We start from the raw sequence: 15,254 nt of genomic DNA on the forward strand, positions 1-15,254 counted from the left end.
CCCTTCCCAAAGAGCGCCAGCCATCGGCGGTGATGGCCGATGACCCGCACGTCCACCTCGATCACCGCCGAGGAGATCGACGACACGTTCGAACGCTGTCCGCACTGTGGCACCTATGCGGTGCAGATCACCGACTCCCATTACTGTGACACCCAGTTCACAAGCAACCTCACCGACGCCGAACGCGATCAGCGCATCGCTGCCGACCCCTATCCTGCCGATGAGACGGTCGCTATCGTCGATCAATTTGTAGGCGACGCCTTCGCCTATCACGAACTCGACGCAGACGACGACCCACACTGTACGCTGCAGACCGACAACCCACTCGCCTATTGCACTCGTGAAGCGGCACAGGACGACCAGTACGCACCGTGCCAGCTCTGTCAGCGCCTTCGCGAAAAACGGGAGGGAGACCAATGACCGACCGAGAGATGGTGCTCGCCATAGAGTGTGCAGATCCGATCCAAATTCACACCGAGCAACGCACGCTCACGGGCGTGGTCTATCAGTGTGAGCATTCGGAACCCGAACTCACCTGTCGTGGGCCAGAGCCGGGCGAGCACGTCCTGTACGTCGCCACCCCAACCCACGACCTGTATCGCCTGCTGTTCGCCTACTACGACAAAATCGAGCATACCGAAACCACACTCGAACACTACGATCTCTCGCCAAATGGTCGGTACACCTGGCTTCGGACGGGTGCGCAGGTCGAGTGCATCACCAACCCGAAGGGAGGTGAGCAGGCGTGAGTACCGACCAACACGCGATCATCCCCAAGCCATTGAATCCGCGCGATGCCGACGGACTTGTCCAGCAGCTTGCACCAGGAGATCGCGTTCGCATTACCACGACTGAGTTGCCACGAACGATTTGCACGGTCCAAGAGACACGCCCCATCACGAGCCACGCTCCACAGCTCGTCCTAACAGCGCCACCGATGACGACGACGGCACAGGACGACAGCCAGCAAGCCACCTTCCACTGCACGGCCACCCACGCCGATTCGCCCATGACTGTTCTCGAGTACATCCACACCGCCACTGACACGACTGCCCGCTGTCTCGGGTCGCTCACTACCATTGCGCACTTCCCGCGACTCTCCACGCCAACAGAGGACATTGCGGCCACAGCGGAGGTGGCTGCCAATGAGTAACACCACTCCGTCCGGAGTGTCCAGTGCGCTCGAAAACGTCTCGGTCACCGACCTCGCTAAACACGTTCAGTCGCTCACCGACCGTGTTGACGATCTCGAACAGGAAGTCGCCGAGAAAGACGAGCGAATCAACGAACTCGAGCAGCGAGTCGATGAGCTAGAGGACAAGGCAAACGAAGCGGAAGCCCACCGGAACGCAATCGTTCGACAAACACAAACACGTGACGAGCGGATCGATGAGTTGCAAGCCCGGGAGTTCGAGAAAGGTGCCCACCTGCTCGCCGACAACGTTGACGCTGATCGGATCACTGTCAACGGCAACAAACTCGAACGCATCGCCAAAGACGACGGGGAGGCCTACTTCCGACTCCCCGGTGAGGACGATGCGCTCGGTCGCGGGGGTGCCGTCGCGCATTCAACAGCCGACCTGTTGCCGGTTCAGCGGTTGGCCCGCTATGACGACGAGATGCTGGCGTCCGTCACAAATCGCAAGCCCGACGAACTTGCAGGGAAATCGTGGCGCAAACGGGATGAAGCAGGTCGCTACTCACTCTGGTCAAAGGGGAGTGGCGAGATACGGTCTTACTTAGACGCGTCAGACCTGGCCGAGTGGATTCGCCTGAAAGAGTCCGGGGTGAGTAAGAAATACTCACAGGAACTCGCTCGGCGAACAATGGACGCGATGCACGAACTCTCGAATGGTCGTCTCGGGAAAACCAAGCGCCAACGGTCCAAAGATGGATTGAGCTACCAAGAGACGCGTCTCGTCCTGAAAGCCGATGTCGAGCTTCCCGGTGAGATCACGAGCACCGACACGGACGATAACCCGACCACAGACGGGGTTGCCGGAGAGTAGCGTGGTCGGGACGAAATCACCCTCGAGAGGGTAACAACTCTAACACAAACACCCAAACAAACGCGGTCATGGACGTCCCGAATTGACACAGTTCGGGACAGACGCCGTACGGTTACTCGTGAGTACGGCAGTTGTATCGGCATCTATCGGCTACAAACCAGCGGGAGGGGGAGAGCGGATACCGGCCACCGTGTCTGTGGTCGGAACCGCGAGGTTGAATCAACCGAGAAGCCACCGTCGGATCGGGAATGACGATGATGCTTAAGTGACGCGACCCATATTCTCTACTATGGCAGCTGAAATCTCCGATCGTGTCCGTGAAATCGCCGACGCACGAGGTGTCCCCGAGTCGGAGGTTTTCGAGCAAGCACTGGAACTCGGAATCGCGGATCTATGGGAGAGCGTCGTCCTCGGAAAATACGTGGATGGCGAGCTATCTCGCGAGGAGGCGGTTGAACTGGTTGGACTCGAAAACGTCCAGCGAGCCGATCGCGAAGCAGCAGCCGTTGAAGAGGATGTCGACTGGGGTCTCAGTTCGTGACGATTGTTGCGGTCGCGGATACAGGCCCACTTATCCACCTTGCAGAAATCGACGCACTCGACTTGCTGACGGCAATTGATGAGTTGTTAATCCCTGAAACAGTGTATGCAGAACTGGAAGAAGGCGGGATTCCACCCGAGTTCTCAGATCTTGAGTGGGAAGGGATCGAGGTTGTAGATCCTATCGAGAACAGTGCTGAACTGGATGCAGGAGAGCGAGCGGCACTGGCAGTAGCCCTCAAGCGAGACAACGTCGTCTTTCTTACCGACGATCTGGCAGCACGAGAGTTCGCTCAGGATCAGAATATCGAAGTCCACGGTTCGATTGGCATTATCGCACTTGCGTATCATCGAGATATCGTACCCAGCGATGATGCTGCGTCGCTTATGCGGGCCCTTCAGGCGGAAACGAGCCTCTTTATCACCGACGCAATCATTGAGCGTGGAATCGAACTGCTACAGTCAAATTCCGACTAAACCGCGAATGCGGGTCATCAGCTCTTCAAGACGGTCCAGCGCTCGGAACAGAATACCGAGTTAGTCACCTTCCGCGAGAAACGTGCCGAGAGTCAGCAGGTCGAAGACAAGTACCTCGACGTCCTCGAGCATGCGAAGAACGTCGCCAAGACGAATGACGCGATGGTCGCACGGTTGGGCTATCGAGAGGTGGCGACGCATTACGGCTGTGCGTACACAACGATGGCTATTGGGTAATGTAAGAAATGGCCGAGCATGTGCCCGAAATGTCAACCGTCACAGATATCCAAATTGACGTGCCTCATCGAACCATCATAGAGTATGTCGACGAACACAGCATCGATCTCGTGGTAATTGGAATCCATGGACGGACGAGGTTACGTCACACCCTCCTTGGGAGTGTTGCCGAACAGGTTGTACGGACGTCCTCGGCACCAGTCCTTGCAGTGCGCGCTGATCAACAGCTCCTAGAGAATTAGTGACCCATGGTTTCCCCTGTGAGTCCATCCACTGGTGTAAACCATTCCACCATCGAATTCACTATGACTGGCTTTACAGGATGCGTACCTTACGATCAGCACATTTGTTAAAACCGGTCACTAATGGAGGGCTTCAAGAGGTGATGATTTTCGTCGTATAGAGGCGCAGTCTGTAACAGACCCATCCGCTATACCAAAAATAGTTGGGAAATTTACATGAGACTGAGTTCGTCATGACTTGAAAGAAATGGCTCAATATGTTTCTCACGCCATCCAAGGGTTGACAATACACTCACTGCTACATGAACCAGTAAGATGGAGTAGAGCTAATTATCAGGAATAAGGCGATAGAGACCACCATCATCGCTTCCGAACCCAAGTGCGTATATCTCTCCACGATTATCCATGCTAAATGAAAATAGTTGATCCAGTTTTGACCTGTCAGTGTTGGCAATTTCGAGTAATTGTGGAGTCCATTGCCGGCCATTTTCGGAGGGCGTCGCGACAAATAGGCGACCGTTTGGCACCAAATCACCAAAAATATAGACCCCATTCAATTTTTGCAATGTTGAACCACGATATACATATCCTCCAATCACCGACACACCGCTGATAGGGGCAGTAGAGTGCGGATATTCAATAATGGGGTCAATGAGGGGTTCGGCCCTGCCGTTTCCCGACGTTACCGCATCCGGACAACTGGCAGCACCGATGCAGTGATTTCCCTCCTTGATTTTCCAACCGTAGTTTCCACCCTTCTTGACCAAGTCCACTTCTTCATAGCGTGTATCTCCAACGTCTCCGACGAAGAGATCAGGCCCGTCAAAGGACATTCGCCATGGATTTCGAAACCCCCAAGCATAGTGTTCATCAAGTCCATTCTTGCCGACGAGAGGGTTGTCATCGGGGATGGCATAGTTCCGGCCATCTTTCTGGCGATCGATATCAAGGCGAAGGATGCTTCCAAGGAGATCGTTGTTCACGTCCTGTCCGCTGCTCTTGCTGCCCAAACCACCACCGTTTCCCCCGCCATCGCCAACGGAGACATAAAGATATCCGTCAGGTCCAAACTTGATCGCTCCGCCATTGTGGTGATGATTTGGTTCCGGGATTTCTAGGATCGTTCGTTCAGAATCACGGAGCACATGTGTCCCATCCTTAGAGGCCCTGAATTCCGCAAGAACGAATGTATGGCTATAATCTTCGGGAGTCCCCGGTCGTTGAGGAGCACTATATCGAATAAATACTCGACGATTAGTGGCAAAATTCGGATGTAGAGCGATACCCAATACTCCTCTTTCCGTCCCATAGACGATAGCATCTTGCAAATCCAGAAACGGTTCTTCACGGAGACCATCTGCATCGTGAGTATAGACAACACCGACCTGATCAACGATATAGCGGCGATTGGCAGCAGGTGCAAATGCTATATCTAGTGGTGTTTGCATACCGGTGACTACTGTGTGAAGGCCAATTGGTGTGGGAAATGACTCTGTAGTTTGACCATCTGGCGATGGAGAGATCTGAGAACCGTATGCATTCTGACCAGAAGTGGAGCCGATCAGCCGGAAAGAAGTCAAAACACCTACTCCACTACTGACAACTCCTTGTAAGAACTGTCTTCGATCAGAATTCATTGTCTATCCATATGTCTAATCGACTGCAACCGTATTCAGCCGTGAGGATCGTTCAGGTCACCCACCCACATTACAGAGAGGTAATCCGAGCAACTCATGTTTTGGTGAGACGTTACCATCGGTATCTAAGCAGTTCGCTGATATCGATTGCCAAACCAGGACAGGCGACACTGCGGCGTTTCAGCCCAGCAATCTTCGACGATGAGACGTCCCTTGTGAAAATATCCACTAATTACGTGGAATCGGATGTCACAGTGACGACCACCATGGTTTTACTATCAGTATTCCACCCAGCACCCAGCAGATAATCGCTAGGAATGCGGAGAATACGTGCACTTCCGTGATCCAAAACGGAGTTGGAATTACGTGCTGAACACCAGTAAGTAAAGAGGAGAGAATTGGAATATTGGTGCTATGCCCGCCGAGCACGCTACTCGTGTCCCCGAACTGATACGGCTGACCGAATGATTCACCGTATGGTACACGATCAGCTTCGTATGGTAATGCAGGAACCTGATAGCTACTGACGACACTTCCATTTCGAGCAATTTCGACTACACGATTGTTTCGACTGTCAGTGATCAATGTATTTCCGTTTGGCAAGCGGTCAGCATCTCGTGGCCAATCGAGGCTGATTTCACTTGCTTCGTAGACAGTCCACACTTCCTCCCATTGGCCTGTTGATTCATTACGATGAAGTTCGACAACTCGGTTGTTTTCCGAGTCAGCGATGAGAACAGCTCCGTCCCCAAGCCAGTGGGGATTGTGTTGCTTATTGAGTACCGTCGGGTCTCGATTCTTGTTGATTACTTCGACAACGCCCTTCTCTCGTTCTACAATAATCAGCTGATTCGTGTTTCGCACCGAGACGAGGTATCGGCCAGATCCAATACGATCAACATCGTTGATATGAAGCCAGTCAGTTGTCGTTGGATCTGGTGGTGCAGTCTAATACTGACTCGCATTCCAGACCCAGGTTTGTTTTCCTGTGGATAGATTATAGCTGTAAATACTCTCGTATTCCATATCGGCTACCAGCAATTCACCGGACGGAAGCATTTCAGCGTCGTGTACTTCACTGTCTTTTCGAGTCCGCACCGGGTAGCTCCACTGGCCACCGATTTTCTTCCCTGACTGTGGATCGATGAACCGGACACCCGTCCGTTTACACGGAGAATCGAATCGACCACATTGCCGGTAGGGTCCATCGGCAAAGGTCGCTAATACGGATCCGTTTTCCAAATATGATACGCCTTGATAACTAATAGCGTTCCCGACACTCCATCGCTTGCTTCCGTTATTCTCAAGCGCTGTAACGCTTCCACCCCAACCGGGTCCTTGGACACCGACAAGAACACTTGTGTTGGTAGTTCGTGAAATTTTAGTCGTGTCCGGAGCGGTTGCCCAGCTCACGCCAAGCGTTATTCCAAGTATTACTGTTCCGACTACTATGAGTAGAACTCCTGATTTAGCCGAGGTTGTATGACTCCATAGTTTCACTTTCCCCACCCAAGTGTGCTACTGGTCAAGATTTCTATGTACTTGGTACTGTCGGCAGTAATATTGTCTTCCTCCACTTAGGGTGCCGTTTCTTTTATAGAAAATCCTCACTCAAGGGCCTTCACCCTCGGAAAGCAACCTTGTCTACATTCACATAAGATCGAGAACAAAATGAGCAACAACACTTTTGTAAAACACCATAGATTCACCTTTGGCGAATAGTCCTTGGGAGATCGTATATTCAGAGTAATGGGTAATGGATTATGGGGGTTCGCTCATGAGTAAGGATGGAAAACCACCGGAAAACAGTGACGAGAAGCTACTGAACCGGCGGAATGTTTTGAAATCATCGATGGCCATTGGAACAGGGATGACGAGCCTTTCTGGCTGTTCTTCAAAAATAGAAAGTCCCGTTTCGTGGGATACGCTTCGCGAGTCACGATTATATCCTGTTGGGTCTCTCCCTCGAGACGCGACTAGACAATGGATTGGGCCTTCGTTTTGGGCGAATCGTCTTCAAGATTGGAGACTTCATGATGGTCGTGTTGAATGTTTATGCGGAAAAAAGGGGTACGAAATTAGAACTGTAAACGTACTCACTCGGGAGATCGTCGCAGGACACCTCCCCGGTCATATTCAGGCTACAATTGGTATCACCGGGAATGAAAATCAAAAGGGGTTTTGTGGATTCTTACTGGGTATCGGAAATGGGCAATTGGACTACCGAGCTGCAGCGTTGGCCCAACATGGATCTGGAGTTGGTGGTGGCATTCTTTGTACGCTAGATCGGTCTGGTAAACTCAGTTTCCGAGAACATACAAACGAATCGAAACCGCTTGAATTCGCAGAATTACAAACAACAAAAGAATATTCAGAGTCGCCGCCTATAGTGGTCGGATCCCACGATGAGATCCGATTGTCTCTCGATATAATACCCGAAAAATCCGGCTTTTTTACAGTCCAACTCATCGCCCACGACGCGTTCACCGAAGCGTTCCTCGGAAAGGCGATTATGCACCATGTACCTGATTCTCGTCTTCTCGGGGGGATCTCTCTCGTTTCCTCGCCAGAACCGAATCAATCAGGTACCCGCTGGTGGTTCCAAGATCTGCAGACCGGTGGTGAAAAGGTTGCTACCTACCCAGATCGAACGTTCGGTCCGATCGCTGGAACTCAGTATTCCGTCGATAGTGAACAGAAGGTACTACGACTTTCAGCGCAATTTTTACCCATCGGGAGTGGCCATGATTTTGATCTTTTTCTGGAATACCGGCCTACTAACACGAATCAAAAGTGGATACGGAGCGCGAACACGGGATTACAACCAGGATACACGACGCTGTTCCGTATAGACGACTGGGATTCGTCACATGAATGGGAATACCGAGTAGTCTATAAGCCAGACGAGGATACAGCATCGATATTCTCTGGTCGGATCCAAAAAGATCCAGGTCCGAACGCAGACGACTTCAGAATCGGATTGTTCAGCTGCGCTGCACCCACCGCTCAAGGATTGGAAGTTCATCGGAAGAATGGGGATTTCTTTGCCGACCAAGTGGGACGATACACAGACGAATATATCTATTTTCCATACAATCAGCTAGTTCAAAACGCTCAATCACAGGATGCGGACTTTTTAGTGTTTTCCGGTGATCAAATTTACCAGGATAACCCCACAGAAGTAACCGGTAAAGAGAACCCAACGTTAGATTACTTATACAAGTGGTATCTCTGGATATGGGCATTTCGAGATCTCGTTCGGGATATCCCATCAGTAGTATTAGTTGATGATCATGACGTGTATCAACAAAACCTGTGGGGGGAAAAAGGAAAACAAGCCCCTCAAAATAATGCCCGTAAAGGAGGGTATGTTGGGAAAGGAGATTTCATCAACCTTGTCCAGCGTACACAGTGCAACCACAATCCCGATCCATTCGATCCCACCCCAGTCAAACGAGGAATTGATGTCTACTACACCTCATTCCTATATGGTGGGGTGGATTTTGCTCTCGTCGAAGATCGGAAGTTCAAGAGTAATCCACCGAAAGAAAAAGTGCTCAAACAGTTAGATTTCGATGGTGTCCTTCTCGGTGAGCGTCAAAAGCAATTTTTGCACAAATGGATAGCAAAACTCGACAACGACTCAGTGCCAATCTGTCTGAGCCAAAGTCTGTATGGATGCGTTGAAACCACGCCCGACGGTCTTCCGGCGATAGATTTAGATTCAAATGGATATCCGCCACGTCAGCGAGACGACGCCGTGAATATTTTACAAAAGGCAGGTGCGTTGGTTCTCTCCGGTGATCGTCACCTTGCTTCACTTGTTCGCCATGGGGTCGATCACCATTCGGATGGGATGCTTGAATTCAGTGGGCCTGCCTGTGCAGCAATTTACCAGCGATGGTTCAACCCGAAATGGTCGCTCAAAAACGGACGAAGCCAGCCAAATACCGGTGACTTTACAGACATTTTTGGCAACAAAGTACGTGTATTAGCCGTTGCTAACCCAAAAATCGACTTCGATACGTATCGTTCCAACCGACATGAACGTGGACAAGCAATCAGAGACCGAGATTTGAAACGTGAAGGGTATGGACTCGTTCAAATCGATCATACAGAGAACCAGTGTCTCATAGAGTGTTGGCCACGAGACGAAGACCCAACCAGTGATACAGCCACGCAATTTCCAGGTTGGCCCATCAGTCGTTCGTTCAATCAAATAAAGAAATCAGGTAGCAAATAGCAGGTTATTTGTTCAACTTCTCTATCTTCGAACACCGAACTCGTGCACTTCCGTGAGAAGCGCGCTGAGAGTCAGCAAGTCGAGGACAAGTATCTCAATGTCCTCAAGCATGCCAAGAACGTCGCCAAGACGAATGACGTGATGGTCACACGGTTAGGCTATCGGGAGGTTGCGACGCACTATGGATGTGCGTACACAAACGATGGCTATCGCGTCATGGAAGAGATGGCCGAGCGCGTTCCAGGCGTGAGCTACAAAGAGTCACGAACGCTGTGTGTGGACGATGCAATGGGCGTCGGTGGTCACCACATCGAACTCACGTTCGCCCACCCCGACTTGGCGGGATGGATGCGAGCCCACGAAGCAAACGCGGGAGGAAACGGAGGGCGCTAATTATAGCGTTTTAATCACGGGGGGTCGCAGAACCCCCGCTCGAACCACACCACCACACGAGATTCACACCGCTATGCCGGTGAAACATGGTGGTAGTAATCGGTTGGTTACGGTGGGGTGCGTCTTTCTCTGCGTCATTTTCTGCGAAACGGAGGGGGTCGCTCTCGCGATCCCTCTCTATTACAATATTATAATCGACTCCTTTTACTGCCGACACAAAAGTCCAATTGTTGATCCAATATTGAGAGTTCTTTTCTGTCGTTCGATGTTTTGCTTCGCAATCGAGACGTAAACTAGCAGTCGATGTCTATCCTCATCTACTCGTTTTATTATAGTCATTTTGCCAAAGCTAGACTGGTTCTACAGAAGATGCCCACAGCCATATAACCAGTTATATTATTAGAAAAGCGAAGGTATCATATTCACGGCTGGTGAATATTAAGTCCTAAAAAGATGGGTTCGCCGATCATATCGGGAGTAATCGACCGAATTAGTGGAAGCGGAAACGGGATACTTCGAGTCGACAACACTGAATTCAATCTTGGCCCTCTTCCCCATACCGCCGTCGGAAATTCCGTGGTTGCAGTACCACTTTCTGGAACCTGGGCTGTTTGTCTCACGCCCTATACTGAGAAAGACGAGTATCTTTCAGAGTTCTTGGAAACGACAGGGAAAAACCTGAACGAGGTAATGGAGGCATTCGCAAATACGGAAGGGCCAATCAATAAGTACTTTCAAACAGATCTTCCAAATCAGTTTCCAGAAGACCTTGTAGTGGGATTAACCTTGGACGTTAAGATTGTAGTCAGCGATTCTGCTGTAAGTTATGTCATATTCAACGAAGGAAACGTTATAGAAGTCGATGTTCCGTTCCTCCCACCAGGTTACGAGACAACCATTGAGATTACAGACTCAACTTCGCTGATTCCGACGGGAGTAGTAGCCGAGTCAATAATAGAAGATGGACCTGATTCAGGGACGGAAATTACTGTTGATATTATGGGGAAAAAAGGGTCTACTGCATATGCGATCCACGAATCCGTTCCTGTGGTTTTACCGGAGTGTGCTGCCACTGTGGGAGATCAAGTCCACGTCCAAGTCGTATCGGAAGAAACAGGCTCTATACGGGCAGAAGTAGCGGCGTTATCGGAGGACAACCGGTTGGCACTCGGCGACTCGTTAGAAGTGAAACTTGATATATCTCCTGCTAATAAAAAGATAGCACGGATTATAGAAGATTTACCAGTTCTGATTACCCCGCCGGCTCTCCCGATACATGGTGAGGTACCACTCGTAGTCACGGACGTTAAACCGAACACGGTTATCGCGGAAATCGACTTTACAGCATGGAATGGGGTCAAATTCGAGATCGGTCAAATACTAACACTTAAGGACTTCAATTGGTATGAGAACCGATTAATAGGGGAACACGATGGCGTGCAGTTTACTATTTCTGTTTCTGAGAAACCGCCTACTGTTCCAAAGGCTCTCGATGTCGTGATCACCGATATCTCTCCAAGTGAGATATCAACAAGTATCGAGCCCCATCCGCGACTTGAATCTCTCGATGAGGAGGACTTAATCACGTTATCAATCGACGAAAAGCAAGAAGGGTATCTACTCGGGGAACATCGACGATTTCCGGTATGGATTCCGTTCGATGGGGAAATAGTGCCATCTGAACTATCCGTTACCATTACTCAAATTACAAATCACGGTATCTTCGCCTCGCTCGCTACACTCCCGGATCGAGCACTGCCAGGTCAAGGTGAAATCGTTCCTGCGAAAGTCGAAGACGAGGATCTGGCTACTGCGACTGCGTTTTTGAAAACATCCGGTGAGACCGATCCATATGCTGTTCCAGTAATCTTTCCAATTACTACTGACGTCAAAGGAGAAGTCGGCGTCGAAATCGTCGCCGAAGATGATCCGTATCTACTTGGGGTTCTCCGATTAACTGGCGGGGGAGCAGACACAAAATTAGTTCCGAATTACCTATCGGAAACCCAGCGAGCAATCATCGCAGTTCGAAATCGATTGCTTGGCAAAGCCGTGTCGGCTTGGACAGCCGCTGCCAAAGAGACAAATAACGAACTCAGAGAAGTGGAGGCCCGACGGGCAGCAGCGTATGGAAAGGCAGAAATGGCACTAAATGATGGTCAATATGAGACGGCCGAATCGAATATTAAGGATTTCAAATCATACTTGTCTAATACTAATATTCTGGAAAAGTATCACCACAATCTCGATCTCGAATTGGATGTTTATACCCAGTTAATAACAGCGACCCGCAGGCGTGCACCAGATTCAGCTACTGGATTACAGCGAATCGCATATAACATCAGCTCCAGAACTCAGATTAATCAGGCGGCAGCTAAGATCCCGATTACTTCGTGGGATCAAGATCCTGACTGGAACATGGTTTTCCCACACCCGTTTGTGGTTGACCGTATGAGCCAACTCTGTGAAAAGTTCGATTCGATACCAGATGCCGCGAAAAACATCCTCACGAATGTGGCTACGTTAGAGGAGATGCAATGGTCGGTACCACCCGCCTCTGAAGCGGAACCTCAACCGACTGGTTCGCTTGACAAACCTTCGATCCCCTTGGAATTGTCTGAAGTTAGTGAGCAAAATTCCCAGTCACGGGGGCAGCAGGACAATGAAGAGGAAACTTCATCACCACCCAACAAGGAACGAAACTCGGAAAAAGTTTCCAGCAGTGAGCCAAACAATAGGAATTCACTTGAACACGATTCTGAAGCAAGTACAGTGACCACTACTGGTACTGTCGAAAACAACAAGCTATCGGAGACTACAGACGCCAATTCGTCGGAGAGTGATGGCACAGTTTCCGTTAGAGGGTCCAATTCGACAATGGGGCCAATAGATGAATTGGTAGTCGAAAAGGAGAGTCCAAAGACTTCTAGGGTGTCTAATGAACTTCGGTCGTTGAGACGAAAAGCCGAACAGGCTGCCTCAACTGATCCGACACGAGATACGTCTCAAACTGGTGGTGGATCAAGATACCAGCGAGCACAGCCAATTAAGGAGTTCGTGAAGACACGTGCTGATGGCATGTGTGAGGCCTGTGGAGAAGCCGCGCCCTTCGAGAATAGAGCTGGGGAACCATATTTAGAGGTTCACCACATCGACGAACTTGGAAAAGGCGGTGAAGATCATCCGTCAAAAGTCGTTGCGTTGTGTCCAACATGTCATAAACGGATTCATCACGGACAAAAAGGCGGAAAGATTAACGAAGAACTTCGTGACAAACTCCAAAATGGACTAGCAGAGGTTGGGACTAAATAAGTTGAATTTTAAATGGCCTAAATTCTTCTATGATTTAGAGGCCGAGGATATCGATTGCACCTGCCTGAAGTCCAAGCATGGCAAGTTTAGCAGCAACACTTGTACTATACCCTTTAGCATCGTCAATAAACTGCCTCAGCCTACCTGGATCAGGATCATCACTTTCTAATTCATCGTCAAATTGTTCAGTAATCTCTTGGAGTTCATCTTGATAAGCAGCAGCTTGTGGATCAAGTTGTATCAATTCCATGATGGATTCAATAGTCACTTGCTGGTTTACTTCTTGCTGGACATTTTGATTTGAATCGACAGATACCATCACCATTCGGTTCGTGGTATCGTTTCCATTTTTCCGCTCAGGGAGTTCGTAATCTAACGCATTTGCAATTCGCTCACATCCGGATCGAATTTCATGTAGAGCTTCGTCACGCCGTTTGGAAGGTATATACGTACTAAATTCGGGAGTGTTAACAGATCCTCCTTCTGTACGTCCTTCTACTTGTTTTGTGTCGATGATTATTTCATTGTCCTTGAACTCATCTTGTAGTTTTAATAGTACGCGATTGAAATCCTCGGCCAATGGCTCGGTCGCATCCTGATATTCGTTTTCAATTGCTTCTGTACTTCGCTCGAAAATCCGTCCTAATTCGGATATCCAGTAATCTATTTTCATGTGAAAAATATAGCAGTTAGAAGTATTTATATTCAGTTATTTACTGTATTGACTACTCTGTATCTAATTAAGAGTATAGAAATTGACTCACCGTCAACTCTGATCTGGCACCGCTTGAAACAAGAGTTGTATTAACAACTACATTCCACAATTTTCAAACAAATGATTGTAAGCTCGACTCGGTATACTGCCCTAATTCCTCCTCAATATCCGATTCCCGCCACCCAAGCGGCGACAACACACTTGCTGCTGCACGAACCAACAATTCTCGATAGATCCCGACATCATACTCACCAAGCTCCTCACTCGCCAACAGCACCCGCTCTCGCGACTGCTTCGCATCGTCCACCACCACATACGACACACTCTGCCCAGGCGCACGTCCCAATCCCAAATCAGCCGCCCGCTCTAGTGCCGCTACACTCCGTGTCGACTGTGTATAGTCCTCCCGTCGCTTCGAAACCCGATTCGTGATCACCAACTCATTCGGATCAACTGCCCCACGCTCAAGTCGATCGACCCACGACCGTAGTTCCTCACAAACCGCCTCTGGATCACGATACGCATAGACCGCTCGAATCAACGCTTTCTGCGCATCGTCGAGATACGATAGCGAACACCGCTGACGACACTCGATTCCCCGATATTTGAACTCGTCTTCCCCGGCTTCTTCATTTCTATGAGTATCAACTACTGTTCGGATATCCAAGTGTAGCCGCGTGGCATGGCATATAACACGTTCGTTTCATTTGCCATCTCTTCGATTTGCTGTCGTGCGAGACGACCTATCCGGGAGTACTCGTGGTAGTTACGCTCTCTTTCCGAGACAGGCTCGGTGTAGAGATAATTCTTATTTGAATAGAGTGCGAGATACGTCTCGACCGAATCCGGTAAGTCGGTTAGACGTTCGAGATCTTCTTTGATTTTGTTTGGGCCGAAGTCGAGTTCGTCTTGAATCTCTCCATCTTCGTGGTGCGATCCGAGTCTTGTTGACCGTGCATGGGTCGGGAATTTATCCTTGTTTTTCACAAATTTGAGTTCAATGACTGCGCTAAAATCACGCTCATCGAATTTCTTCACGCCGTCAATCCATCGAACTGGATGCGTTAGCCGTTCGTTCAGGACAACAATATCGAATCGATTGTTTTTCTCTTTGGAGACTTCACCATGAACCCGAGTGAGACCTTGTTCTAAGAATGCCGATTGAACAGCCTGCCATTGGTCTTGCTTGTAGCTGGTAGTGTTTTCGAAACTGGTCTGCTCAACCTCTGCAGAGAGACAATCCTGCGTTCGGAGTTTGTTTCGTAGACATTCGTGATGTCGAGCTTGGAGATCGTACTCGGTGACGAAATCTGCAGGGTTATCTACGAATTCGCGTGCGATCTCTTCGACGACTTCTGAGTACATATTTTGTTCTCATAAATGCACGCTATTAGTAGCATAGTCCAGTGAATAGAAAAGGTGAATCGAGCAAGATTTCTCTTATCGCCG

The 15,254-nt window shown here is 49.7% G+C and carries 15 protein-coding genes and 1 pseudogene; 10 read left to right on the plus strand and 6 right to left on the minus strand.

The features are described 5' to 3' along the window. The first annotated feature begins 39 nt into the window (after positions 1–39). The 6 genes from OOF89_RS16705 (at position 40) to OOF89_RS16730 (ending at position 3,026) form a co-directional block, all read left to right on the plus strand. On the plus strand, positions 40–420 hold the full coding sequence (locus OOF89_RS16705) for a hypothetical protein (RefSeq protein ID WP_266080613.1): 381 nt from the start codon (positions 40–42) through the stop codon (positions 418–420). Beyond that, positions 417–749: a hypothetical protein gene (locus OOF89_RS16710; protein WP_266080614.1), complete on the plus strand. Its 333-nt coding sequence runs from the start codon at positions 417–419 to the stop codon at positions 747–749. Before OOF89_RS16705 ends, OOF89_RS16710 begins: the two co-directional genes overlap by 4 nt. Further along, entirely contained in the window at positions 746–1,153 is a 408-nt protein-coding gene (locus OOF89_RS16715; RefSeq protein WP_266080615.1) for a hypothetical protein, read from the plus strand. The genes OOF89_RS16710 and OOF89_RS16715 overlap by 4 nt, the downstream gene beginning before the upstream one ends. Then, positions 1,146–2,009 (plus strand): hypothetical protein, encoded by an 864-nt coding sequence (locus OOF89_RS16720; RefSeq protein ID WP_266080616.1) that lies wholly within the window; start codon positions 1,146–1,148, stop codon positions 2,007–2,009. The genes OOF89_RS16715 and OOF89_RS16720 overlap by 8 nt, the downstream gene beginning before the upstream one ends. A 289-nt stretch (positions 2,010–2,298) precedes the next feature. Further along, complete coding sequence (locus OOF89_RS16725) at positions 2,299–2,550, plus strand: hypothetical protein (protein WP_266080617.1); 252 nt, start codon at positions 2,299–2,301, stop codon at positions 2,548–2,550. After that, positions 2,547–3,026, plus strand: a complete 480-nt coding sequence (locus tag OOF89_RS16730; RefSeq protein ID WP_266080618.1) for a nucleic acid-binding protein — start codon at positions 2,547–2,549, stop codon at positions 3,024–3,026. The genes OOF89_RS16725 and OOF89_RS16730 overlap by 4 nt, the downstream gene beginning before the upstream one ends. Positions 3,027–3,086: 60 nt before the next feature. On the opposite strand, the gene OOF89_RS16735 is transcribed toward OOF89_RS16730, so the two are convergent. Then, positions 3,087–3,227: a hypothetical protein gene (locus OOF89_RS16735; protein ID WP_266080619.1), complete on the minus strand. Its 141-nt coding sequence runs from the start codon at positions 3,225–3,227 to the stop codon at positions 3,087–3,089. Positions 3,228–3,292: 65 nt separating this feature from the next. Between OOF89_RS16735 and OOF89_RS16740 the strand changes: the two genes are divergently transcribed. Further along, the gene (locus tag OOF89_RS16740; RefSeq protein WP_266080620.1) at positions 3,293–3,505 is read left to right on the plus strand and encodes a universal stress protein; all 213 of its coding nucleotides are present in this window, start codon (positions 3,293–3,295) and stop codon (positions 3,503–3,505) included. Positions 3,506–3,831: 326 nt separating this feature from the next. On the opposite strand, the gene OOF89_RS16745 is transcribed toward OOF89_RS16740, so the two are convergent. Then, positions 3,832–5,142, minus strand: coding sequence for a PQQ-dependent sugar dehydrogenase (locus OOF89_RS16745; RefSeq protein ID WP_266080621.1), 1,311 nt, complete (start codon positions 5,140–5,142; stop codon positions 3,832–3,834). 249 nt (positions 5,143–5,391) lie between these two features. Further along, a pseudogene (locus OOF89_RS16750) lies at positions 5,392–6,054 on the minus strand (hypothetical protein); the annotation flags it as partial. An 865-nt stretch (positions 6,055–6,919) separates the two neighbouring features. Here OOF89_RS16750 and OOF89_RS16755 point away from each other — a divergent pair. From OOF89_RS16755 to OOF89_RS16765, 3 genes are all read left to right on the plus strand, one after another. Further along, on the plus strand, positions 6,920–9,385 hold the full coding sequence (locus tag OOF89_RS16755; RefSeq protein WP_266080623.1) for an alkaline phosphatase D family protein: 2,466 nt from the start codon (positions 6,920–6,922) through the stop codon (positions 9,383–9,385). Positions 9,386–9,427: 42 nt separating this feature from the next. Next, on the plus strand, positions 9,428–9,778 hold the full coding sequence (locus tag OOF89_RS16760; RefSeq protein WP_266080624.1) for a hypothetical protein: 351 nt from the start codon (positions 9,428–9,430) through the stop codon (positions 9,776–9,778). A 453-nt stretch (positions 9,779–10,231) separates the two neighbouring features. Then, positions 10,232–13,090, plus strand: a complete 2,859-nt coding sequence (locus OOF89_RS16765) for an HNH endonuclease (RefSeq protein WP_266080625.1) — start codon at positions 10,232–10,234, stop codon at positions 13,088–13,090. Positions 13,091–13,124: 34 nt separating this feature from the next. Here OOF89_RS16765 and OOF89_RS16770 read toward each other — a convergent pair whose 3' ends face one another. From OOF89_RS16770 to OOF89_RS16780, 3 genes are all read right to left on the minus strand, one after another. Further along, entirely contained in the window at positions 13,125–13,763 is a 639-nt protein-coding gene (locus OOF89_RS16770; RefSeq protein ID WP_266080626.1) for a hypothetical protein, read from the minus strand. Between the two features lie 154 nt (positions 13,764–13,917). Next, entirely contained in the window at positions 13,918–14,472 is a 555-nt protein-coding gene (locus OOF89_RS16775; protein WP_266080627.1) for a DNA polymerase domain-containing protein, read from the minus strand. Next, positions 14,454–15,170 (minus strand): hypothetical protein, encoded by a 717-nt coding sequence (locus OOF89_RS16780; RefSeq protein WP_266080628.1) that lies wholly within the window; start codon positions 15,168–15,170, stop codon positions 14,454–14,456. The genes OOF89_RS16775 and OOF89_RS16780 overlap by 19 nt, the downstream gene beginning before the upstream one ends. Positions 15,171–15,254 lie beyond the last annotated feature (84 nt).

This window comes from Haladaptatus caseinilyticus, assembly GCF_026248685.1.
GTDB classification, from domain to species: Archaea; Halobacteriota; Halobacteria; order Halobacteriales; family Haladaptataceae; genus Haladaptatus; species Haladaptatus caseinilyticus.

Bases quoted from the DNA above. Each gene is read 5' to 3' on its own strand.
- OOF89_RS16705 (WP_266080613.1), top strand. From the start codon at position 40: ATGACCCGCACGTCCACCTCGATCACCGCCGAGGAGATCGACGACACG.
- OOF89_RS16710 (WP_266080614.1), top strand. From the start codon at position 417: ATGACCGACCGAGAGATGGTGCTCGCCATAGAGTGTGCAGATCCGATC.
- OOF89_RS16720 (WP_266080616.1), top strand. From the start codon at position 1,146: ATGAGTAACACCACTCCGTCCGGAGTGTCCAGTGCGCTCGAAAACGTC.
- OOF89_RS16725 (WP_266080617.1), top strand. From the start codon at position 2,299: ATGGCAGCTGAAATCTCCGATCGTGTCCGTGAAATCGCCGACGCACGA.
- OOF89_RS16735 (WP_266080619.1), bottom strand. From the start codon at position 3,227: ATGCGTCGCCACCTCTCGATAGCCCAACCGTGCGACCATCGCGTCATT.
- OOF89_RS16740 (WP_266080620.1), top strand. From the start codon at position 3,293: ATGTCAACCGTCACAGATATCCAAATTGACGTGCCTCATCGAACCATC.
- OOF89_RS16745 (WP_266080621.1), bottom strand. From the start codon at position 5,142: ATGAATTCTGATCGAAGACAGTTCTTACAAGGAGTTGTCAGTAGTGGA.
- OOF89_RS16755 (WP_266080623.1), top strand. From the start codon at position 6,920: ATGAGTAAGGATGGAAAACCACCGGAAAACAGTGACGAGAAGCTACTG.
- OOF89_RS16765 (WP_266080625.1), top strand. From the start codon at position 10,232: ATGGGTTCGCCGATCATATCGGGAGTAATCGACCGAATTAGTGGAAGC.
- OOF89_RS16770 (WP_266080626.1), bottom strand. From the start codon at position 13,763: ATGAAAATAGATTACTGGATATCCGAATTAGGACGGATTTTCGAGCGA.
- OOF89_RS16780 (WP_266080628.1), bottom strand. From the start codon at position 15,170: ATGTACTCAGAAGTCGTCGAAGAGATCGCACGCGAATTCGTAGATAAC.